The following is a 19,361-nucleotide window of genomic DNA, read 5'->3' on the forward strand; positions in this document are numbered from 1 at the left end:
TGTAGGGGCTATGTCAATGTGGAATCAATGAATCCTGAGGTCAATCCATGTCTTCCGACGGCAACCGCAACGATCACGGCCATCCGGGTGATCAAGAGCATTCTGACCCAAGAGGCAACTCCTGTTGCGACGCCAGCAAGGACGTCGCGTCCACGGCGCCAGCGCCGTCTGGCGGAAGGAGCTTTCAGGTCTCCGGGCTCGATTGCGCCGAAGAGGTGGCGATCCTGAACCGGGTTGTCGGGCCGAAAGTGGGCGGAACCGAACACCTGGCATTCGACGTGATCAACGGGCGAATGACCATCCTCGATAGCGCCGAGAGGATACCAGACGACGAAGTCACGCAGTTGGTCGCAACGACCGGCATGAGCGCCAAGCCATGGGATGCCGACAACGCAGCAGAGGACCAGGCGGCGCATCTGGCACGTCAGAAGCGCTTTACCTCGTTGAGCGGCGGCTTCTGGGCGGCGGGATTCCTTTTTCACATTGTCGAGACCGGCATGGGCGGCGCGCTCGGGCTCTTTGCGGGCCATGGCGAGGTGCCTATGCCTATGGTGGAAGCAGGGATCTTCGCCGTCGCGATTCTTTTTGGCGTCTGGCTTGTCGCGCCCAAGGCCTGGTCTTCGGCGCGGAGGCTTAGCCCCGACATGAACCTGCTCATGGTGGTGGCCGTCGCGGGCGCCATCGGCCTCGGCGAGTTTTTTGAGGCCGCGACGGTCGCCTTCTTCTTCTCGCTTTCGCTTTATCTTGAGAGCTGGAGCGTGGGGCGGGCGCGTAATGCGGTTTCCGCGCTCCTCGATCTGGCGCCGCCAACGGCGCGGGTTCTTTACGACGACGGATCTGAATCCGACGTTCCGGCCGCGGCCGTGGCAGTCAATGCAAGGTTTATCGTGCGCGGCGGCGACCGGATCCCCCTCGACGGTGAGGTCGTGGACGGGGCAGGGGCCGTCGATCAGGCCCCAATTACTGGGGAAAGCGCGCTAGTGCCCAAGGAACCAGGCGACGAGGTCTATGCCGGCACGATCAACGGCGAGGGCACACTGACGGTGCGGGCGACGAAGGCCGCCTCGGACACGGTGCTCGCGAAAATCATTCGCATGGTGGGCGATGCCCATGCCCGCCGCGCGCCGGTCGAACAGTGGGTGGCCAAGTTCGCGCGCATCTACACACCCATCGTGATGGCTTTGGCGATCGCCATCGCGCTGGTGCCGCCACTGCTGCTCGGCGGCGCCTGGGACTACTGGTTCTACAATGCTCTGGTCCTTCTGGTCATCGCATGTCCTTGCGCGCTGGTCATTTCTACGCCGGTCTCCATCGTGGCAGCGCTGACCGCGTCGGCACGGGCGGGGGTGCTCATCAAGGGCGGCGCCTATGTCGAGGCGCCGGGGCGGACCACGGCACTGGCGATGGACAAGACCGGGACGATCACCATGGGCGAGCCTGAGGTGGCGGCGGTTCACCCACTGGTCGGCGTTTCCGCACGCGATCTCATGGCGCTGGCAGCAAGCCTGGAGGCGCGGTCTTCACACCCGCTGGCACGCGCCATCCTCTCGCGCGCCGAAGCCGATGGTGTTTCCGTGTCTGCCGCAGAGGACACCCGTACCGTGCCCGGGCGCGGTCTGGAAGGACGCGCCGACGGGCGCGCTATCTGGCTCGGCTCGGATCGCTTCGCCGAAGAGAAGGGGTTCGGCAATGCCATTCCGGCGGATCTGCGGGATCGGATCGAAGGGGCAGGGAGCACCCTCGTTGCCGTGGGTGACGAGACCGGCGTGACCGGCGTACTGGAGCTTCGCGACCGCATCCGCCCAGATGCAAAGGGGATCGTTGCGCGTCTGCATGCGCAGGGTGTGAAGACCATCGTGATGTTGACGGGCGACAACGAACGCACCGCGCGCGCGGTGGCAGCCGAAGTCGGCATCGACGAGGTGCGCGCCGAACTTTTGCCAGAAGACAAGGTGACGGCCATTGAGGAACTCGTCGAAAGCCACGACATGGTGGCGATGATCGGCGACGGTGTGAATGACGCACCGGCCATGGCGCGGGCGCATTATGCCATCGCCATGGGCGCTGTCGGATCGGATGCCGCGATCGAGACGGCCGACATCGCGCTGATGACCGACGACATCGGCAAGGTACCCTGGCTTATCGGCCATTCGCGCCGTGCCATGACGATCATCCACCAGAATATCGGCATATCGCTGGCGACCAAGGCGCTGTTCGTCGGGCTGACCGCGTTCGGTATGGCCTCAATGTGGGGCGCCATTGCTGCGGATGTAGGCGTGTCTCTGCTGGTGGTCGCCAACGCACTTCGGCTCCTGAACGGCCATCAGGTTGAGGCCGGGCCTTCAGGCGGAGAACCGGTGGGCGAGCAGATGGCGAAAGGAGCACTGGCGCACGGTCATTGATCCGGCGGTTTCGGTAGCTCGATATCGCTTTTGCGGTCCAGCCACGCCAGCGCCCCGACAGAGAATTCCGAACCCCGGTAGGGTTCCGTCCAGGCGGTCTCGATGTCGTCCCAGGGCAGAGGCTCGAGATTTCCAAGAAAGAGCGTCAGACGGTAGGCCGCTGCCTCGGGAAGCCAAGGCGCCTCCTTGGCCGGCGTCGCGGCGACAGGTCCGGACAGGAGGAGCGCACTTGCGAGTGTGGCGAGCAGCACTCTCATAATATTTCGCATCACCACGGCCTCCAAAGTAAAAAGTTAGACATGGCTAACTTATCTACCCGAAGCAAACAAGTTGTCAATCCCGCTGTTTCGCTGCAAAGTCCCGAGTATGACAAAGCTACAATCACAAGGGCGTGAGCCATTCGAAGCGGTCGACCGGGCTCCCGAGGCGCAGGCCGATGGCTTTGCGACCGTGCGTCAGGCACATGAAAGCGAGATGGCGGAGGATTACGTCGAACTGATCGCGGAACTGATCGAGACGCGCGGGGAGGCCAGACCGGTCGAGATCGCCGAGCGGCTTGGCGTGAAGCCGCCGACCGTGACCAAGAACATCTCGCGGCTCAAGGCTGCTGGTCTGGTCCGGCGGGAGCCATACCGCGCGATATTCCTCACCGATGCCGGGCAGGACCTCGCGGAGATCTGTCGACGCCGCCACAGGGTCGTCGTCGCCTTTCTTCTGAGCCTGGGAATCGACGAAGAGACCGCGGAACGCGATGCGGAAGGGATCGAGCATCACGTCAGCGGGACGACATTGGAGGCGTTCGAGCGACGGCTCAATCAGAAATGAGCTCGCCTAGATGCACATTCGCGCGATTCTCTATCGGGACCTCGAGCTATCAGGTCTTCAAGCCGCTGACACGTTTGCGCAATTTCGAAGCTCGCTAGCCGAGAACCCGCGACAGCACGATGGTTGCAAACAGGGCGACAAGTCCGAAGGCGATCGCAGACGCTACCGCATATTGGAGGATATCCAGGTGATTCCCCCTCCTCCGTCGTGCCAGATAGCCACCCCAGATCGCGCCTCCGATAGCGCTCACGATCACAAGCATCAGGATACCTCCGTTCCAAAATGCCGCGCATCGGGATCTCGTCCGAGCAAACTGGCCAGCCAGCCGAAGACCCAGCACCCAAAAACAAGAACCAACAAGGTCCAGTCGCCGAACCGCGCATAGGGCGTTGGAGTACGCGCGCCCGGCAGGCCGGCATCAATGGTGCCTGTTTCCCCGGTATCAAGACGCGCGACGACATTTCCATTGGCGTCGATGATCGCGGATATCCCAGTGTTGGCCGCCCGGACCACGGGAAGTCCCTCCTCGACCGCGCGCATCCGCGCGGAGGCGAGGTGCTGCTCGGGTCCGATGCTGGTTCCGAACCAGGCATCATTTGTGGCGTTGAATATCCAGTCGGGGCGGAAAAGGTCATCGACCACGTGGCCCGGAAAGATGATCTCGTAACAGATCGCCACCGCGACCAGAGGCGCGCCAGGGATCGCCAGCGTGCGCGGCCCTGGTCCCGGCGTGAAATCGCCCAACCCTTCGGTCAGCCGCTCGATGGGCAGCCAGCCTTTCAGGGGCACATATTCCCCGAACGGAACAAGATGATGTTTTGCATACCCCGTCAGAACCTCCCCGCTGCCGTCATAGGCCTGAACCGTGTTGAAATATCTGGTTCCCCCATCGCCCTCCACTCGGTCAGGCGCACCTGTCAGTAGGATCCTGCCGTCTGGCAAAGCTGCAGATATCCGCGCGCGTGCCGCAGAATCTTCGTCCAGAAAGCCGGGGAAGGCCGTTTCCGGCCAAAGCAGCAAATCGAAACGTCCGGGTTGCGCGGACAAGCCCAGGTATTTTTCCAAGGTTCGCTGGCGGCTGCCCGGTACCCACTTCTCGACTTGTGGCACATTGCCTTGGACGATGCGCAAAGCAACGTCTGTCGGCGGCACGTCCTGCCCTGACCGAAGCGCACCGCCAACCCAGAAACCCGCCACAGCAACGGCGAAGAGCACGAGAACAGGCGCGCGTCTCTTTGGCGCCGCCACAGTCAACACACCTGGCAATATGCCGATGAAGACCGTGAGAAAGCCCAAACCGTAGCTTCCGACCCAGGCGGCGGGTTGGCGCAGGGCGGCATAGTCGACAAGGGCATAAGCGGCAAGGTTCCAGGGAAACCCTGTCAGGACATGACCCCGCAGCCATTCCGTGGCCACCCAGCAGGTTGCAAACAGCAGGCCCGCCGCAATGCCGCCGACAGCTCGGCGCTGCATGATGGCGGCAAAAAGCATCGCCGCCATGCCCGGGAAGATGGCAAGTCCGGCGGACAGACCCGCGACCGCCGGAATCGCCAGTGCGCCGAAACGTTCGGCATCGACGTAAAAGCTCTCGGCGATCCAGGAAATTCCAATCCCGAATTGGCCCAGTCCGAAAGCCCAACCGACAAGTAAAGCGCGCGAGGTTGAGATGTTCCGGAGAACGATAAAGAGCACGGAGAAGGCGACAGGGACCGCGATGAGCCAAGAAAACGGCGGAAGAGTCAAAACCGTCAATCCGCCGGCAGCAAGGGCAAGACCCATGCGCTGGAACAGGTTCAGGTCCTCACTAACGAACTGCGGCAATCCCGGCTTCATGAATCGGTCTGAAGTCGAGCGCCAACCCACGGCGCAATGAGCAGCAGCATCACGCCGCCAACCACAAAAACATCGGCCATGTTGAAGGCAGGCCAGTGCGCCGTCCCGATGTAGAAATCGAGGAAATCCGTCACCGCACGATAGCGCAGGCGGTCCAGAATATTGCCGAGTGCACCGCCGATGATCGCACCATAGGCAATGGCCTCGACCCGGCTGCTGGTACGGACCAGCATGAACGCCAGCCAGACGCAGATGCCAAGCGCCAGTAAGACAAGGCTCCACCACGGCGCGCCGCCGAGAAGCCCGAAGGTCACTCCGTCATTGCGCAGGTAGATGAGATTGAAGCCGGGAAAGACCGATACGCCGGAACTAAGAACAGTCGCATTGGACACAACGATTGCCTTCGTTGCCTGATCGACAAGAAAGGCGATCAGCGCAGCAAGCAGACCGACGAAGAGGCAAGTTCTCATCAGCTTATCCCAGCCAGACGTCGAGGAACAACATGATCACAAGACCAACGGCGAGGCCGAGCGTCGCCCTGTTCTGATGGCCGGATCGGTGGGTTTCCGGAATGATCTCGTGGCTGATGACGTAGAGCATCGCACCTGCTGCGAAGGCGAGACCCCAGGGCAGCAGCGGTTGCGAAAGACTGATAATCCCTGCGCCGAGAAGTCCACCGACGGGCTCGACGAGACCGGTCAGAGCGGCGATGCCCCAGGCGCGAAGCCTGGAATAGCCCTCGCCGAGCAACGAAACCGCCACCGCCAGACCTTCGGGGGCATTCTGTAATCCAATACCGATCGCAAGTGGCAACCCGCCCGACAAACCGTCAGCCCCGAACCCGACGCCGACGGCAAGCCCTTCGGGAAAATTGTGGATAGTGATCGCGATGATGAAAAGCCAGACGCGCCGCAGCGATGCGGCGTCGGGACCTTCCCGCCCCGTCTTGAAATGTTCATGCGGTAGCCGTTCGTTCATCAGAGCGACCGCGCCCATGCCAAGCAGGATCGCAACACATACGATGGCCGCCGGGAGAGCACCGTTGTCGAACTGTCCTTCAGCTGCGTCGAGAGCCGGGATGATCAGCGAGAAGAACGAAGCCGCGAGCATGACACCCGCCGCGAAGCCAAGCAGCAGATCGCGCGTGGCCCGGGACGGGATGCGCCCAAAAAGAACGGGGACCGCCCCGACCGCGGTCAGCGATCCGGCGGCCAGGCTTCCAAGAAAGCCAAGCGCTATGGGGGAGAGGGGTTCCAATTGTTAAGGTTCTGCCGCGAGTTCAGTCAGGAGCCGAGTAGCTGGTGTAGACCTCGGTCGATCCGTCTTCGTGGATCAGGAAGACATCGTAAGCCTCCCGGTCGTCCTCCGGTCCCATGCCGGGCGACCCGTAGGGCATTCCCGGCACCGCCAGGCCTACCGCGTCTGGCCGGTCCTCCAGCAGGCGTTGGATGTCAGCCGCCGGCACGTGGCCCTCGATCACATAGCCGTCGACCAAAGCCGTATGGCAGGAGACCATGCGCTGCGGCACGCCATTGTCGAGTTTGAAGCGCACAAGAGATCCTCCGAACATGTCCTCGCCCATCGGCGCGAAGCCATTCTCCTCGAGGTGCTTCATCCAGGACAGGCAACAGCCGCAGCCGTTTGTCTTCCGGACGTCGATCTGAATCGCCTCTGCGACGGCCTGCGCCGCAGGAAGCAAGGCAAATGCGATGGCAAGGGCGGGAGTAAATCGTTTCATGGATCAAAGCCTTTCGGTTGTCGTCTGTGCAAATTCGCTGGCGAGCCTCTCAGCAAGAAGTGAACGCGCCTCACGCAGTCGCTCAAGCGCGGCCGTGTCGTCCGCTTCACGCTCGGCCGCCTCTGCCAATCGGTCGTCAGAGAGAGGGTCGGTTGGGCGACCGTCCACCAGCACTTCGTAATGTAGGTTGGGGCCTGTCGCGGTACCCGTCGCACCGACCCGCCCGATCATATCTCCGGCCATCACGCGTTGCCCTTGTGTGAGCCCGTCCGGTACGGCGCTCAGATGCGCATAGCGCGTCAGGGTGTCGGAGCCATGAGCGATCTCGACGACCCGGCCATACCCACCGCGTCGGCCGATGAAGCTAACGCGGCCCGGCGCCGTCGCCTGTACCGGCGTGCCGCGCGCCGCCGCGAAGTCGACTCCTGTGTGCATCCGTACATTGCCGTAGACCGGATGGGTGCGGCGCCCGAACACAGAACTCAGCCGTGCACCTTCGACCGGTTGCGCAAACACGCGCAGGACTTCTCCGTCGACATAGATCGTCGCTTGGCCGCTGCCGTCGTTCGGCCAGACGATTTCATAGACCGAGCCATCGATATCCAGTGCGGCAAAGGCAAGCTCGGGCTGACCAATCCTCTTGTTCCCGTCTCGGGCCTCGCGCCAAAGGAGGCGCATCGTCTCGCCACCCGCAAGATCACGACGGAAATCCACGGTGCCGCCCAGCATCTGCGCCAGGTCCACCGCAAAACGGGCGGGGATGTCTGCCGTGTTCAGGGCGGCGAAAATCGAGCTCTCGATCACCGCCTCGCCGGCGAAAGTCACCAATTCGGGATCCGGGTCCAACACGCGGGCGGCAAGCTGTTCGCCGAAGACCGCCTCTATCCGGACACCGTCTTCGACGGCGAGCTCTACACGACGCGGGTTGTCGTCCGTTGTGGAAACCATCGTAATGATGTGACCCGGACGCAGACGGCGCAGATCGTATTCCGTGCCAATCGCCAAGGCGATTTCGGCGCGATCCGAAGCATCCAGCCCCGCATCGGAAAGGACCGCATCAAGCGTCTCGCCCGACGCAATCTCCCGCGACCAGGTGACCAGCGGGGGCTCGATAGATGGCAAGGAGGTATCAGCGGGGGAAACGGTCAGGAGCGGCCGGGGTCTGAACTCGAATGCGATATCCGCCTGGGCGAGTGTAGGGCGGACCGAATTGGTTTCGGTAATCCGAGGCGGCGCAAGCGGATTGGGAGTCCAGAGGGTCGCTTCAGCAATCGCAGGGGGCACCGGTTCTTTGGACAGAACGCCAGAGATGGCGATGGCGGTCACCGAAAATGCGCCTGCGACCGCAACGGCCGCCAAGACAGTTCTTATCTTCATGTTGCCCCCTCTACGTCTTCTGTCAGTGCGCGCTGGATCTTCGGCACCGCGAATTCTCTTTGCTCGTGATAGTCGATCATGGTGACGAGCTCACCCTCGGCATCGAACAGGAATACGCTTGCCGTATGGTTCATCGTATAGCCGCCGCCCTCAGTCGGGACGCGCTCAAATGAGGCACGAAACCCTTCTGCAGCGCGGGCAATTTGGTCTTCCGGCCCCGTCCAGCCACGAATGACCGGATGAAAATAGCCGACATATTCGGCCATGGCCTCGACCGTGTCCCGCTCCGGGTCGACCGTGATGAAGACCACGTTCATCTCTGATGCTTCGTCGCCCAGTTCCTCAAGCCAGCCGGAAATATCCGATAGGGTCGTCGGGCAGACGTCCGGGCAGTAGGTGAACCCGAAAAACACCATTGTGGGACGACCGATCAGGTTGCCAGGCCCTACCTCATTTTCCTCGTGGTCGGTCAGCCGGAACTCCATCGCCGATAGGGGCAGGGGCCGCTGCCCTTTTGGTTCAGGCGCACCGGGCCCGTCCACCCGCCACCAGCCCACGAAGAGCGTCAGGCCAAGAACGCCGGCACCGGCTGCGCCGTATAGAAGGAGCTGCCGACGTTGCATCAGCCCTCCGGTCCACGCGCGGCGATTCCGAGGATTGGGACCTCGACCGTCACCTTGCCGCCATCCGAGAAGGTCAGTGTCAGCGGGAAATTCTCGCCTTCGGTCATCGGCTCTTGCAGCTTCATGAGCATGGCGTGCAACCCGCCCGGCTCCAATGCCACGCTTTGGCCGGGCTCAATCGTGATCTCGCCTGCAGGCGCCATGGAACTGACGCCATCGGAGTTGGTTTTCGACTCATGGATCTCGGGCATCATTGCCAGCGGTGTCGCAAGTCCGGTCAGCGTAACGGCGTCTTCACCCGTGTTGCGCACGGTCATATAGGCGGCACCTGGCCTGTTGACGCCGATCGAGGCGCGGGACCACGCATTCTCGACCACGACATCCTCCGAACCGGCCAGTGCGGGGGCCGACAGCCCTGCAACCGTCAAAAGCACGGCCAATGCATTGGTATATCTCAACTTCTTCACCACTCGTTTCTCCTGCCTCCGCAAATCAGCTTTGGCTTGCCGCAACTTCCACTGCCACCAGCCTCCGCAATTCGGCCTCACCGAACGGATCGAGAGGCTTGCCGTTCACGAAGAACGTGGGCGTTTGGCGGACCCCGACTGTCTCGACATCGGCGCGGTCCTGGTTGAGCACCGCCACAACACCGGGGGCCAGCATCTGTGTCCGGGCAGCTTCGACATCCAGACCTCCGCTTGCTGCAATCTCAAGGATCAATCCGGGTGCCGGGGTCCCGTGAGACGCCCATCTGGGCTGCTCTCGCAAGACTGCCTCGAGCACAGGTTCAAACACGTCCTGCATGCGCGCCGCCTCGAGCACACGGATCGCTTCTACCGACGCCTCGCCGTGAAAAGGCGTATAGCGGATTACAACGCGCACCGCGTCTCCGTGCTCCGCCATGATATCCTCGACGACCGGATAGAAAGCGCGGCATGCCTCGCAGGCCGGGTCGAAGAATTCAACGATGGTTACGGGCGCATCCTCGGGCCCGAGGATCGGGGAATAGGGTCGGATCAGCGCGTCGGCCATTTCAGGGTCGATGGGATCGGACGCGGCAATCGGTTCGGGGCGGGTGGCATACCAGGCGGCACCGCCGAAACCGGCGACCCCGAGCGCGAGAACGGACAGGATGAGGCCGCGTCGTTTCATTTTTGTGTTTCCTTCAGTGAGAGAGCCGACAGCAGACCGATCATCGCGAAGGCGACGAGCGCCATCAAAGGAATCGGAATGCCGAAGACCAGTTGATTGTCGTCGGTACAGGATGGGCCGGTCGCCGTGCAGGGCTGGATACGCTCGGGGATAACGCCGACATAGAGGCCCAAGTGCCAAAGCGCGACGGCGGCACCGCCCAAAGCCAGCGCGATCCCGTAGCGACCCACGCGCCGATCCTGCCACCACAGCCCAAGCCCGAGGATGATGGCCAAGGGGAACATGAAGGCACGCTGGAACCAGCAGAGCACGCAAGGTGTCTGCCCCAGAACCTCGCCGATGAAGAGCACGGCAAGCGACGCGGTGAGCGCGATGATCCAGGCCAGGCCAAGGGCCGTCTCTCCGGAAAGTCGGGTCATGACGATCAGATCCTCTGTCTCAGATCGGCGAGGATCTCTTCGGCGGGCGTGCCGTAGGGCCAGGAGTCCGCGAAGCCTGCTTGCGTGTCGAAAAGGAAAAGATGCGACGTGTGACCCATCGTGTATCCGCCCGGCGCAGTCGCCTGCTCGATCCGCTCAAAGAATATCGGAAAGGTTTCGGATGTCGCGGCGATCTGCTCCGGTGTACCGGTCAGCCCGATGATCCCTGCGTCGAACAGGGGCACATACTCGGCAAGTGCAGTCGGCGTATCCCGCTCCGGATCAATCGTTATGAAAATCGGCTGAACCATTGCTGCCTCATCGCCCAGGCCCTCCATCACGGCCGCGACTTCGGACAGTGTTGTCGGACAGACGTCGGGGCAATTGGTGAAGCCAAAGAAGACCAGCATCCAGCGCCCTGCGAAATCTTCGTCCGTTTGGACCATGCCGCGATGATCGGTCAGTTCGAAATCAGCAAGAAACGGTGGTTCACTCTCGGTGCGGGCAAGATCGGCACGGTAGTCGGACCATAGCAACAGCCAGATGAAAACGAACGCCGCCGCGCCCGCCAACACCCACAATACCTTCTGAAGACCTGAAAGCCTCACGCCGCTCCGCCCGAACCTGATCCTATATTTTGTGTGCGTTTACATCCTCTAGCTACTGTAGGTTCAAGCGTGATTGTCATCGATCGGCCAACAATCACCGATCTGTGAAACTCGGGTGAAGCTTGTGATGCGCACCGCATAAAGCTACACCCACTGTAGGTAATGTGGGGAGCGGAAATGCTGACGATTGGGACGCTGGCGAAGAAGACCGGAACAAAGGTGCAGACCATCCGGTATTACGAGCAGATCGGACTTATGCCTGAGCCCGGCAGGACCGAGGGGGGCCAACGACGCTATGGCGACGCCGAACTCGACCGCTTGTCATTCGTCCGGCACGCACGGCAACTGGGGTTCTCGTTGGACGCGATCCGTGAGCTCCTCGATCTCAGCGATCATCCGGGAAAGTCCTGCGCTGAGGCGGATGCAATAGCCCGTCGGCAACTCAAACAGGTCGAGCAACGATTGGCGCGGCTCGAGGCGCTGCGGACGGAATTGAAGCGGATGGTGCATGAGTGCAGCGGCGGACAGACTTCTGATTGCCGTGTGCTCGAGGTACTGCGCGACCATTCCGAATGCCTGACCGACCATGAAGAGATCGGCGCCTGAGCAATTTCGACGACCTTTGATCGGAACGCAAAAAGCCCGGTGTTAGTTACTCATTGGCAATTCACTAATTTGGATACCCGGCATGGCGGAGCAGAGAAACGCAACGGAAAGACGCACACTCTGGATCGTGCTGGGTCTCAACATCGGGCTGGCAGTCGCTTTCTTCGCCTCGGGCGCATTCGGCGAGTCAAGCGCGCTTATCGCCAATGGCCTCGACAATCTGTCGGACAGTTTCGTCTACGCGATCAGCCTCTTCGCGCTGTCCCGCTCCGCCAAGTGGAAGCGCGGAGCGGCGAACGTTTCGGGCGGCCTGCTGATCCTCTTCGCCCTTGGAATCCTGTATGACGCGTGGCGCCGCTACGTCGGCGGATCGGATCCTCTTGGCACGATCATGATTGTCATGGCGCTGGTAGCGGCGGCCATCAACGCACTTTGCGTCTGGCTGCTGGCACGGCTTCGCGATCCAGACGTAAACATCCGAGCGGCGAATACGTTCAGCTGGAACGACTTCGCGGCCAATCTCGGAATCGTCGTCGCAGGCGGGCTCGTAGCCTGGCTCGGAACGAATTGGCCGGACCTTGTCGTGGGCGTGATTGTCGCCGGCATCGCGGCCTGGGGTGGCGTCGGAATCCTGAGAGACGCGCATGGTGAACACCACAAGGCGGTGCACAATGACGATCAGGTAACCAAGGACTCGGCCTGAAATCGGGGCTTGAAGCTACAGTGACTGTAGCAACTACATATTCTCGTGAACGATTCGAGGAGATATCCCGTGAACCCCGCCGACCCTCATTTGGCCAAAACCCGGCTGCTGGATTTTGACGCGACCTCAATTGCAAAACTGACCGAGGAGCGCGGCTGGGCAGACCTTCCCAGCGACGACCGAATTGGGGCCATCTACGATTTCGTCAGGAACGAGATTACCTTCGGCTACAACCGCGCCGACGACATTCCGGCGTCCGAGGTCCTCGCAGATGGCCACGGGCAGTGCAACACCAAGGGCACGCTCCTCATGGCCCTGCTGCGTGGCGTGGGAGTTCGCTGCCGACTGCACGGGTTCACAATCCACAAGGCGCTTCAGAGAGGCGTCGTTCCGGAACTCGTCTATCCCCTCGCGCCGTCCGAAATCCTCCACTCCTGGGTAGAGGTGGACTTGGGCGACGGATGGGTCAATCACCGCCAGAACTTCGGATTTGTGCGCGACTTGCTCTATCGCCACGTCATCCGTCACTGGATGAATGCCAGGGTTCGCCGCATCCGCCGCGGAATCTTGCCGCCGGTCCCCGGATTCGATCGGCCGAACCACCGCCATGAGGAGACGAACCGTGCCGCATGATCACGGCCACGCCCACATCGATCCTCAATCCGGTGATCGTCGCGTCTCCATCGCCATCTGGGCCAACGGCCTCCTGACGGTCGCGCAGATCGTCGGCGGGATCCTTTCCGGCAGCCTCGCGCTGATCGCGGATGCCCTCCACAATTTCTCGGACATGGCGTCGCTGGTGATCGCCTTCTTCGCGCGTAAGATCGCTCGCCGCCCGGCGGACAAGCGCATGACCTTCGGCTATGGGCGGGTAGAAATCGTCGCAGCGCTCATCAACTACACGACACTTATCCTGATCGGCTTCTACCTGATCTACGAGGGTGGCATGCGCATGATCGACCCACCAGAGGTACAGGGCTGGACGGTGGTGATCCTGGGCGGTGTGGCACTGGTCGTCGACACGTTGACGGCGCTGCTCACCTATTCGATGCAGAAAGGCAGCGTGAACATCCGTGCGCTCTTCCTGCACAACCTATCGGACGCTTTGGCCTCCGTGGCGGTCATCATCGGCGGCTCGCTCATCCTCCTCTACAACATGCGGTGGGTCGACCCGGCGATCACCATCGGCATCGCTCTCTACATCCTCTACCTCGCATTTACCGAGATCGGCGGTCCGATTCGGACGCTGATGCTCGGCAGTCCACCGGACATCGATAATGAAACCGTCGTTCAGGCGATGCGGGGTGTGGATGGTGTCGCGGACGTTCATCACGTGCATCTGTGGCAGATGCAGGAGCACGAGGCGGCTCTGGACTGCCACGTCGTGCTGACAGCGGACGGCTGGGGTCAAATCGAAAAGATCAAGGCCGCGATCAAGGACCGGCTGAAGGACGATTTCAGCATCGGTCATTCGAGTCTGGAATTTGAGCACGAAGACCGCGCACACGAAAACGCTGACCTTTACGGTCACGGCAAACCGGAAAAAGAGGAGGAAAACCATGTTCACCGAGACACTGACAGCTCATGACGACACGATTGGCCTCGCCTGCGAGGGCAAGCTCAGCGAAAGCGACCTGAAACGGATGCACGCCCTGCTTCATGAGCGCCTGCAAGAGACAAGTAAGCCCGGCCTGGTTCTCGATCTCACGAGGTTCGAAGGCTACGATGGGCCGTCCGCTCTGCTCGAAGATCTGAAAATCGACACAGCCCATAGGAATGACTTCCGCCGCGTCGCTGTGGTGGGCGAAGGGGCTTTGTTGGAGTGGGGAACCAGGTTCGCCGACGTGCTGACCACGGCAGAACTCCGTTAGTTCGACCCGGCGGAAATGAAGGCGGCAATCGCCTGGGCAAGTGAAAGGTAGAGTAGCTTTCAATCAGATGCCTTCGCAGAAGACAGCATCTGTTCGAAACCATAAACAAAAGAACTACAGCAGTTGCGAGACCCAAGAGCAATCCGAAAGTTCTGAACATGGTCGCTCCTTTCGCAAAGGAGTAACTTTGGTACGGTGGCACTGCCCTTGCCGGGGCATTATCAAATCGTAATGTTTTAGCGGCTCAGGGCGCCAGTTGGTTAACATAAACTTCATTACCCGCAGCCAATAAACTTGACATAAGATCGAATCCGCTTGGTTTGGGCTTAGACTATCTTTCCATCCAATTGGCTTGAAGCCAGCAAATTTCGCAAAAATGCATTGGAAGCCTCAAACTTTGTCTTAACGATGGAGGATGGGCTCAACTCCGTCGCAACTTCAGGCGGGTAGGGGGTGCCTATGTGCGATCCGTGTGCAATGCGGTTCGCCAAGAGACTTTCGATTTCACAGATACTTAGCCCTGATCAGTATCCAGTGGCTTCGATGGGTCTGCTTTCTTGCGGTTCGCCTTTGAGCCCGTCTTGCGCGCTGCGGCGAACCCGCGGTCCGTGGCCATGAAGCGGTCGAGCATGGGTGCGACGAGGCGGGCGGGCTCAAGATCCTGGCCGGTCTGGTGGCCCAGGACAGCCGCGTAGTCGCAAAGGTCGCGGTGCACATCGGCGGGAAGTTCCACGGTCAGCTTGACCGGTTTGTCGTCATGGATCGGACCAAGCTTCAGCTTCGTCATCGCACTTCTCCCAGAGGCTCGAGGATCAGGTCGCGGGTGACCATGACGCGGACGGGGAAGCCCGGGCGGATGGTCAGTGTCGGCGGGACGGCGAGCTGCTGGCGGACGATCTCGTCCCCGGTCCGTCCGATCGTGTCCTGCGCGGCCTCGCGGATGGCACGGGCGACATCGTCTTCGGTTTCTGCGCCACTTTCCAGGCCGAGGTTCAGGATCGTGGCGAGGCCAGCGGCCAGGAAGACGCGACCCCAATGGTAGTTGACCCGGTCCTGCAGGCCGGACGCGCCTGTTCCGTCAGTGCCGGGCGCGCGTTCCAGCACAATGGAGCGACCATCCGGAAGGATGAGGCGGGTCCAAACCAGAAGAATACGGCTTTGGCCAAAGGCGATGCGGCTGTCGTATTCTCCCAGCAGGCGCGCGCCTTGCGGGATCAGCAGGTATCGCCCGGACGGGCTGTCGTAGACATTCGAGGTCACCTGGGCCGAGATCTGACCGGGTAGATCGGAGCGCAGGCCGGTGATCAGGGCGGCTGGGATCACCGTTCCGGCCTGCAGGATGTAGGGGCTGGGCGGCGGAACCATGCGCTGCGCACTGACGGTGTCTGTGTTTCCGGGACGGGTGAGGAACGCCTCCCGGTTTGAGACCGGATCGTTTGCCGTCGGGCTGCCCAAAGTGGAGGGGAAGAGCGCGCCGGTCGCGGGGGGCGTCGGTGTGGCCTGTGCTCCGCCGCGCGGCACGGTTTGCGCCTCGGCAAAAAGGGCGCTCAGCCGGGCGGCGTCGAGTTCCTGAAGGCGGCGTTGTTCCTCCGGATCGACTGTGGGGGCCAATGGACCGGAAAGGGGCGGTGCCGGGACCGGCTGGCCCCGATCTTGCGCCCCAAGGATGGCGCGGCCCAACTCACCGGGCAAGGGTGGGCCGAGACGCGGGACATCGGCGTAATCCCGAGGCAATGTGGACAGCCCTTCAGCCGCCTGAATGCGTTCGGTGGAAAAGAGCTCGGTCTGGCTGCCCTCCTGCCGGTTGTTCTGCAGCGCCACGATGAGGATCGCGCCAAGGCCAAGTCCGCCGATTGCGGTGGCAAGGGCGATGGCCCGGCGGGACAGGCGCATGACACGGGGCGGATCGGGCCTGAGGCGAAGCTCCTGGGCGATGTTTTCCTCGGTCCGTGGTGGCTCCGGCATGTCAGGGGCTTGTGTCATCGCTCCGCCTCCGGCTGGGGCGGGCGCGGCGGGCGCTGATCGCCATCTGTCCGTATGATCCGCACGACCTGCTGTTGTCTTTCGCCGAGACGCAGTTCCGCGGCCCCGAACAGGCGGTCCACGATCAGCACGTTGCCGAGAACGCGGGTGTTGACGATCTGGCCGCGTCCATCCGCGCCGATCACGAAGAGCGGGGGCATTTCGCCCTGGGCGATGCCGGGGGGGAAGACGAGATAGACACGCCGTCCATCGTCGAAGACGGAGACCGGCCGCCAGGGTGGGGCATCGCCCTGCAGGCCATAGCGATAGTGCCGCTCGCCCTCGGGCGGGATCGCCGGACGGCGAATTGTCGGGGTGCGGGGCGTGGATCGCACCTCTGGATAGGCCCATGCAACGCTGGGCATCCAAGTCTCCTCGTCGGCGTGCAACTCGATGTGATAGGTGCGCCGGTCGGTGTTGACGACGAGATTGGTGGAGATGTCGGGGCGGGTGGGTTTCACGAGGATATGGACGCGCTCGGTGCGACCCGCGCCGCTGGTGGTGTCGCCGATGATCCAGCGCGCGGTGTCGCCCGCCGCGATCGGGCCGGGGCCGGTCAGGCGTTCGCCAGGTTCGAGCGCAATATTCGTGATCTGCCCGGGTGCAGCATAGACCTGGTAGAGCGCGCCTTCGCTCCACGGAAAAACCTGCATGGCGTTGTAATAGCCCTGCTGGCGGGGTTCGACCCGGGCGACGGCATTGGCGGCGATGATGCGCGCTTCCGGCGTATCCGCTTCCGGATCGCCGCCACGGGAGGGCGTCCACGCTGGCGGCGTGTGAACCGGGCGGGGCGGCCCCTCGGCCGGGGGAGGTGCCGGCGGCGGAGCGAGGGCCGGAACCTGGTCGTCATAGGCGATTTCGGGTGGGCGCTGCCCCGTGCAGGCGGTCAGCGCCGTGGCCGCGAGAAGAAGAACGGGGATGGGGCGAAGTCGTCTCATTGGGCATTCTCCCTCGACCAGTTGATGGCATGGACATAGACGCCAAGCGGGTTTGACCGCAGGCGCTCCGCATCGCGCGGCGGCTGGATCACGACGGTCAGGATGGCGGTCCAGCGTTCGGTTGTGGCGAGCTGACCGTTTTCGTAGCGGCGCTCGATCCAGGCGACGCGGAAGCTTGTGTCCGAGGCGCGAATGACACTCGAGACCTCGATGGAAATCTGCGTGTCGCCGACCTGCGCGAAGGGATCGTTCACCCGGGCATGGTCATTCAGCGCGACAGCGCCGCGATCCGTGGCGAAATCGTAGGCGCGTAGCCAGTTCTGGCGCAGCACGATCGGATCGGCCGGGACCTGCCGGACATGCTCGACGAAGCGGGCAACATGCCAGGCGATCTGCGGATCGGTCGGACGATATTCGGCGAGCGCCGGGGCGACAGCTTGGGCCGCACCGAGGTTGTCGACCTCGACCACGTAAGGAACGACGCTGCTGCGCGTCGATTGCCAGGCGAGGGCCGCGCTGAGCCCGGCGGACAGGGCGAGGCAGCCCATTGCCATGAGGCGCCAGTTGCGGGCCTGGACGCGGGCGGAGCCGATGCGCTCGTCCCAGACCTGGGCTGCCTTCTGGTAGGGGGTGACGGGCTCGGGCGTGGTGCCGTATCGGACGCTGGGTCGTCGGAACATCAGGAGGACCTTTCGGAGAGACTCACGACCGTGCCGCCACCGCCATGATCGCCGGAGCGGAGCGCATGGGCAGCCGTCGACAGGCCGTGCTGGAGCGATTGCTGGCGCTTCATCCGCCGCGCCCAGTCGGGCGGGCCATCATTCGCCGGGGCGGGCATGGTGCTCCCCGCAAATCGACCGCCTGTGGCTGCATAGGCGGTGCGGGCGCCGGTCCCAGCGCCGTCCGAGATCGCGCGCCGGAGCGGGCTGAACGCGGCGACGGCACCGGTCTTGCCGACAGCGGCTACGCCGCCAACAGACTTGCCCAGTGCCGTGCTGCGCGATGCGGCGCCAAGCTGATAGGCAGTGGCGGTTCCGCTGCCAACCGCACTGGCACCACGCAAGGCCGCGCCACCGGTGCCAAGGGCAATCCGGGTTCCTGCGACACCGGCGACTGCAGCCCCGCCCACGGCGATACCGGTGCCGACCGCGGCGCCTGCGCCAAGTTGCGGCCCGCCAGAGACGATACCATTGGCGATGCCCGGTCCGAAGATGCCAAGAGCGAGGAGCGCCAGTGCGCCAAGAACCACCGACATGGCGTCGTTGATCGTGGGTTCACCCGCGAATCCGGCGGTGAATTCGCTGAAGATGGTGGAGCCGATGCCGACGATCACGGCCAGCACCAGCACCTTGACACCGGAGGAAATGACGAGGCCCAGCACGCGTTCGGCCATGAAGGCGGTCTTGTTGAAGAGGCCGAAGGGCACGAGGATGAAGCCTGCCAGCGTGGCCAGCTTGAATTCGATCAGGGTGACGAAGAGCTGGATTGCGAGGATGAAGAACGAGAGCAGAACCACAAGCCATGCAAAGAACAGGATCCCGATCTGGATGAAGTTCTCGAAGACGGCGACGAACCCGGAGAGGTCGGCGATGGAGGCGAGGATCGGCTGCCCGGCCTCAAGCCCGACCTGCGCGATGCGCCCGGGCTGCAGCAGCTCGCTGGCGGAGATCGTGCCGCCGGTGGCGACCAGGCCAAGGCCCGCGAAACTGTCGAACACAATCCGGGCCAGCGCGTTCCAGTTGCCGATGATATAGGCGAAGACCCCGACAAAAAGGGTCTTCTTCACCAGCCGGGCAATGATGTCGTCATCCGTACCCCAGGCCCAGAAGAGGGCCGCCAGCGTGATGTCGATGACGATCAGCGTGGTGGCGAGGAAGACGACGTCGCCACCCAGAAGGCCGAAGCCGGAATCGATGTAGGAGGCGAAGACCTCGAGAAACCGGTCGATGACACTGACGCCGCCCATTCCCTCACTCCGTCCCGGCCGGCTCTGGAGCCAGATCGAAGAAGCGCTGCCGGGCCGCCTCCCAGGCGGCGCGGCATTCGGTGTTGGTGGCGTAGTCTTCGGGCGTCAGGTCACGGCAACGCGCGAGGGTGCCGCGCAAGGCGTCATCCCTGACCACATGCCCGGTGTCGGTGGGCAGGACGGTGTGTGTCAGTTCGAGCGCAGCGGCGAGGGCGGCAAGGCCGCCGATACCGAAGGCGACAAGGCGCAGAGTTCGCGGTGTGTCGAGTGCCATGTGC

Annotated in this window: 24 protein-coding genes; 7 read left to right on the forward strand and 17 right to left on the reverse strand. The window is 62.8% G+C overall.

All coding sequences use genetic code 11. The annotated features are described in order from the left end of the window. The first annotated feature begins 47 nt into the window (after window positions 1–47). On the forward strand, window positions 48–2,402 hold the full coding sequence (locus BMX29_RS11925) for a heavy metal translocating P-type ATPase (protein WP_207287124.1): 2,355 nt from the start codon (window positions 48–50) through the stop codon (window positions 2,400–2,402). Here BMX29_RS11925 and BMX29_RS11930 read toward each other — a convergent pair. Next, complete coding sequence (locus BMX29_RS11930; protein ID WP_224888552.1) at window positions 2,396–2,659, reverse strand: hypothetical protein; 264 nt, start codon at window positions 2,657–2,659, stop codon at window positions 2,396–2,398. The genes BMX29_RS11925 and BMX29_RS11930 overlap by 7 nt on opposite strands. A gap of 109 nt (window positions 2,660–2,768) precedes the next feature. On the opposite strand from BMX29_RS11930, the gene mntR reads away from it, so the two are divergent. Beyond that, window positions 2,769–3,227 (forward strand): manganese-binding transcriptional regulator MntR, encoded by a 459-nt coding sequence (gene mntR, locus BMX29_RS11935; RefSeq protein ID WP_008327326.1) that lies wholly within the window; start codon window positions 2,769–2,771, stop codon window positions 3,225–3,227. A gap of 261 nt (window positions 3,228–3,488) precedes the next feature. On the opposite strand, the gene lnt is transcribed toward mntR, so the two are convergent. From lnt to BMX29_RS11990, 10 genes are read right to left on the reverse strand one after another with little or no spacing between them, the layout of a single operon-like run. Next, entirely contained in the window at window positions 3,489–5,060 is a 1,572-nt protein-coding gene (lnt, locus tag BMX29_RS11945) for an apolipoprotein N-acyltransferase (RefSeq protein WP_092813101.1), read from the reverse strand. Next, window positions 5,057–5,530, reverse strand: coding sequence for a signal peptidase II (gene lspA, locus BMX29_RS11950; protein WP_007803461.1), 474 nt, complete (start codon window positions 5,528–5,530; stop codon window positions 5,057–5,059). Before lspA ends, lnt begins: the two co-directional genes overlap by 4 nt. 4 nt (window positions 5,531–5,534) lie before the next feature. Further along, window positions 5,535–6,317 (reverse strand): ZIP family metal transporter, encoded by a 783-nt coding sequence (locus tag BMX29_RS11955; protein ID WP_054540603.1) that lies wholly within the window; start codon window positions 6,315–6,317, stop codon window positions 5,535–5,537. A 22-nt stretch (window positions 6,318–6,339) separates the two neighbouring features. Further along, window positions 6,340–6,798, reverse strand: coding sequence for a DUF411 domain-containing protein (locus BMX29_RS11960; protein WP_007803465.1), 459 nt, complete (start codon window positions 6,796–6,798; stop codon window positions 6,340–6,342). Between the two features lie 3 nt (window positions 6,799–6,801). Then, the gene (locus tag BMX29_RS11965) at window positions 6,802–8,175 is read right to left on the reverse strand and encodes a M23 family metallopeptidase (protein WP_092813104.1); all 1,374 of its coding nucleotides are present in this window, start codon (window positions 8,173–8,175) and stop codon (window positions 6,802–6,804) included. Beyond that, window positions 8,172–8,798, reverse strand: a complete 627-nt coding sequence (locus BMX29_RS11970; protein WP_007803468.1) for an SCO family protein — start codon at window positions 8,796–8,798, stop codon at window positions 8,172–8,174. Before BMX29_RS11970 ends, BMX29_RS11965 begins: the two co-directional genes overlap by 4 nt. After that, window positions 8,798–9,268: a copper chaperone PCu(A)C gene (locus BMX29_RS11975; RefSeq protein WP_008327335.1), complete on the reverse strand. Its 471-nt coding sequence runs from the start codon at window positions 9,266–9,268 to the stop codon at window positions 8,798–8,800. The genes BMX29_RS11970 and BMX29_RS11975 overlap by 1 nt, the downstream gene beginning before the upstream one ends. A 22-nt stretch (window positions 9,269–9,290) precedes the next feature. After that, the gene (locus BMX29_RS11980; protein ID WP_092813107.1) at window positions 9,291–9,950 is read right to left on the reverse strand and encodes a DsbA family protein; all 660 of its coding nucleotides are present in this window, start codon (window positions 9,948–9,950) and stop codon (window positions 9,291–9,293) included. Next, a complete protein-coding gene (locus tag BMX29_RS11985) occupies window positions 9,947–10,369 on the reverse strand; it encodes a disulfide bond formation protein B (RefSeq protein ID WP_007803474.1) in 423 nt (140 codons plus the stop codon). The genes BMX29_RS11980 and BMX29_RS11985 overlap by 4 nt, the downstream gene beginning before the upstream one ends. A 5-nt stretch (window positions 10,370–10,374) precedes the next feature. Next, window positions 10,375–10,941, reverse strand: a complete 567-nt coding sequence (locus BMX29_RS11990) for an SCO family protein (RefSeq protein ID WP_007803475.1) — start codon at window positions 10,939–10,941, stop codon at window positions 10,375–10,377. A gap of 213 nt (window positions 10,942–11,154) precedes the next feature. Between BMX29_RS11990 and BMX29_RS11995 the strand changes: the two genes are divergently transcribed. The 5 genes from BMX29_RS11995 (at window position 11,155) to BMX29_RS12015 (ending at window position 14,157) form a co-directional block, all read left to right on the forward strand. Next, window positions 11,155–11,583 (forward strand): MerR family transcriptional regulator, encoded by a 429-nt coding sequence (locus BMX29_RS11995; RefSeq protein ID WP_007803476.1) that lies wholly within the window; start codon window positions 11,155–11,157, stop codon window positions 11,581–11,583. Window positions 11,584–11,665: 82 nt separating this feature from the next. Then, window positions 11,666–12,286: a cation efflux transmembrane domain-containing protein gene (locus tag BMX29_RS12000; protein ID WP_008327361.1), complete on the forward strand. Its 621-nt coding sequence runs from the start codon at window positions 11,666–11,668 to the stop codon at window positions 12,284–12,286. Window positions 12,287–12,355: 69 nt separating this feature from the next. Next, on the forward strand, window positions 12,356–12,919 hold the full coding sequence (locus BMX29_RS12005) for a transglutaminase-like domain-containing protein (protein ID WP_092813110.1): 564 nt from the start codon (window positions 12,356–12,358) through the stop codon (window positions 12,917–12,919). After that, window positions 12,909–13,874: a cation diffusion facilitator family transporter gene (locus BMX29_RS12010; RefSeq protein ID WP_007803480.1), complete on the forward strand. Its 966-nt coding sequence runs from the start codon at window positions 12,909–12,911 to the stop codon at window positions 13,872–13,874. Before BMX29_RS12005 ends, BMX29_RS12010 begins: the two co-directional genes overlap by 11 nt. After that, window positions 13,846–14,157, forward strand: coding sequence for a SpoIIAA family protein (locus BMX29_RS12015; protein WP_007803481.1), 312 nt, complete (start codon window positions 13,846–13,848; stop codon window positions 14,155–14,157). Before BMX29_RS12010 ends, BMX29_RS12015 begins: the two co-directional genes overlap by 29 nt. 514 nt (window positions 14,158–14,671) lie before the next feature. Here the strand turns inward: BMX29_RS12015 and BMX29_RS12020 are convergent. From BMX29_RS12020 to trbK-alt, 6 genes are all read right to left on the reverse strand, one after another. Continuing rightward, window positions 14,672–14,944: a DUF2274 domain-containing protein gene (locus tag BMX29_RS12020; protein ID WP_092813113.1), complete on the reverse strand. Its 273-nt coding sequence runs from the start codon at window positions 14,942–14,944 to the stop codon at window positions 14,672–14,674. Continuing rightward, a complete protein-coding gene (locus BMX29_RS12025) occupies window positions 14,941–16,050 on the reverse strand; it encodes a TraB/TrbI/VirB10 family type IV secretion system protein (protein WP_092813119.1) in 1,110 nt (369 codons plus the stop codon). The genes BMX29_RS12020 and BMX29_RS12025 overlap by 4 nt, the downstream gene beginning before the upstream one ends. 86 nt (window positions 16,051–16,136) lie before the next feature. After that, the gene (gene trbG, locus BMX29_RS12030; RefSeq protein WP_092813122.1) at window positions 16,137–17,117 is read right to left on the reverse strand and encodes a P-type conjugative transfer protein TrbG; all 981 of its coding nucleotides are present in this window, start codon (window positions 17,115–17,117) and stop codon (window positions 16,137–16,139) included. Continuing rightward, window positions 17,114–17,797 (reverse strand): conjugal transfer protein TrbF, encoded by a 684-nt coding sequence (trbF, locus tag BMX29_RS12035; protein WP_092813125.1) that lies wholly within the window; start codon window positions 17,795–17,797, stop codon window positions 17,114–17,116. Before trbF ends, trbG begins: the two co-directional genes overlap by 4 nt. After that, a complete protein-coding gene (gene trbL / locus BMX29_RS12040; protein WP_092813128.1) occupies window positions 17,797–19,083 on the reverse strand; it encodes a P-type conjugative transfer protein TrbL in 1,287 nt (428 codons plus the stop codon). Before trbL ends, trbF begins: the two co-directional genes overlap by 1 nt. A 4-nt stretch (window positions 19,084–19,087) precedes the next feature. Next, window positions 19,088–19,357 (reverse strand): putative entry exclusion protein TrbK-alt, encoded by a 270-nt coding sequence (gene trbK-alt / locus BMX29_RS12045; protein ID WP_092813131.1) that lies wholly within the window; start codon window positions 19,355–19,357, stop codon window positions 19,088–19,090. Window positions 19,358–19,361: the final 4 nt, after the last annotated feature.

It is taken from the genome of Roseivivax marinus (assembly GCF_900109705.1).
GTDB lineage: Bacteria > Pseudomonadota > Alphaproteobacteria > Rhodobacterales > Rhodobacteraceae > Roseivivax > Roseivivax marinus.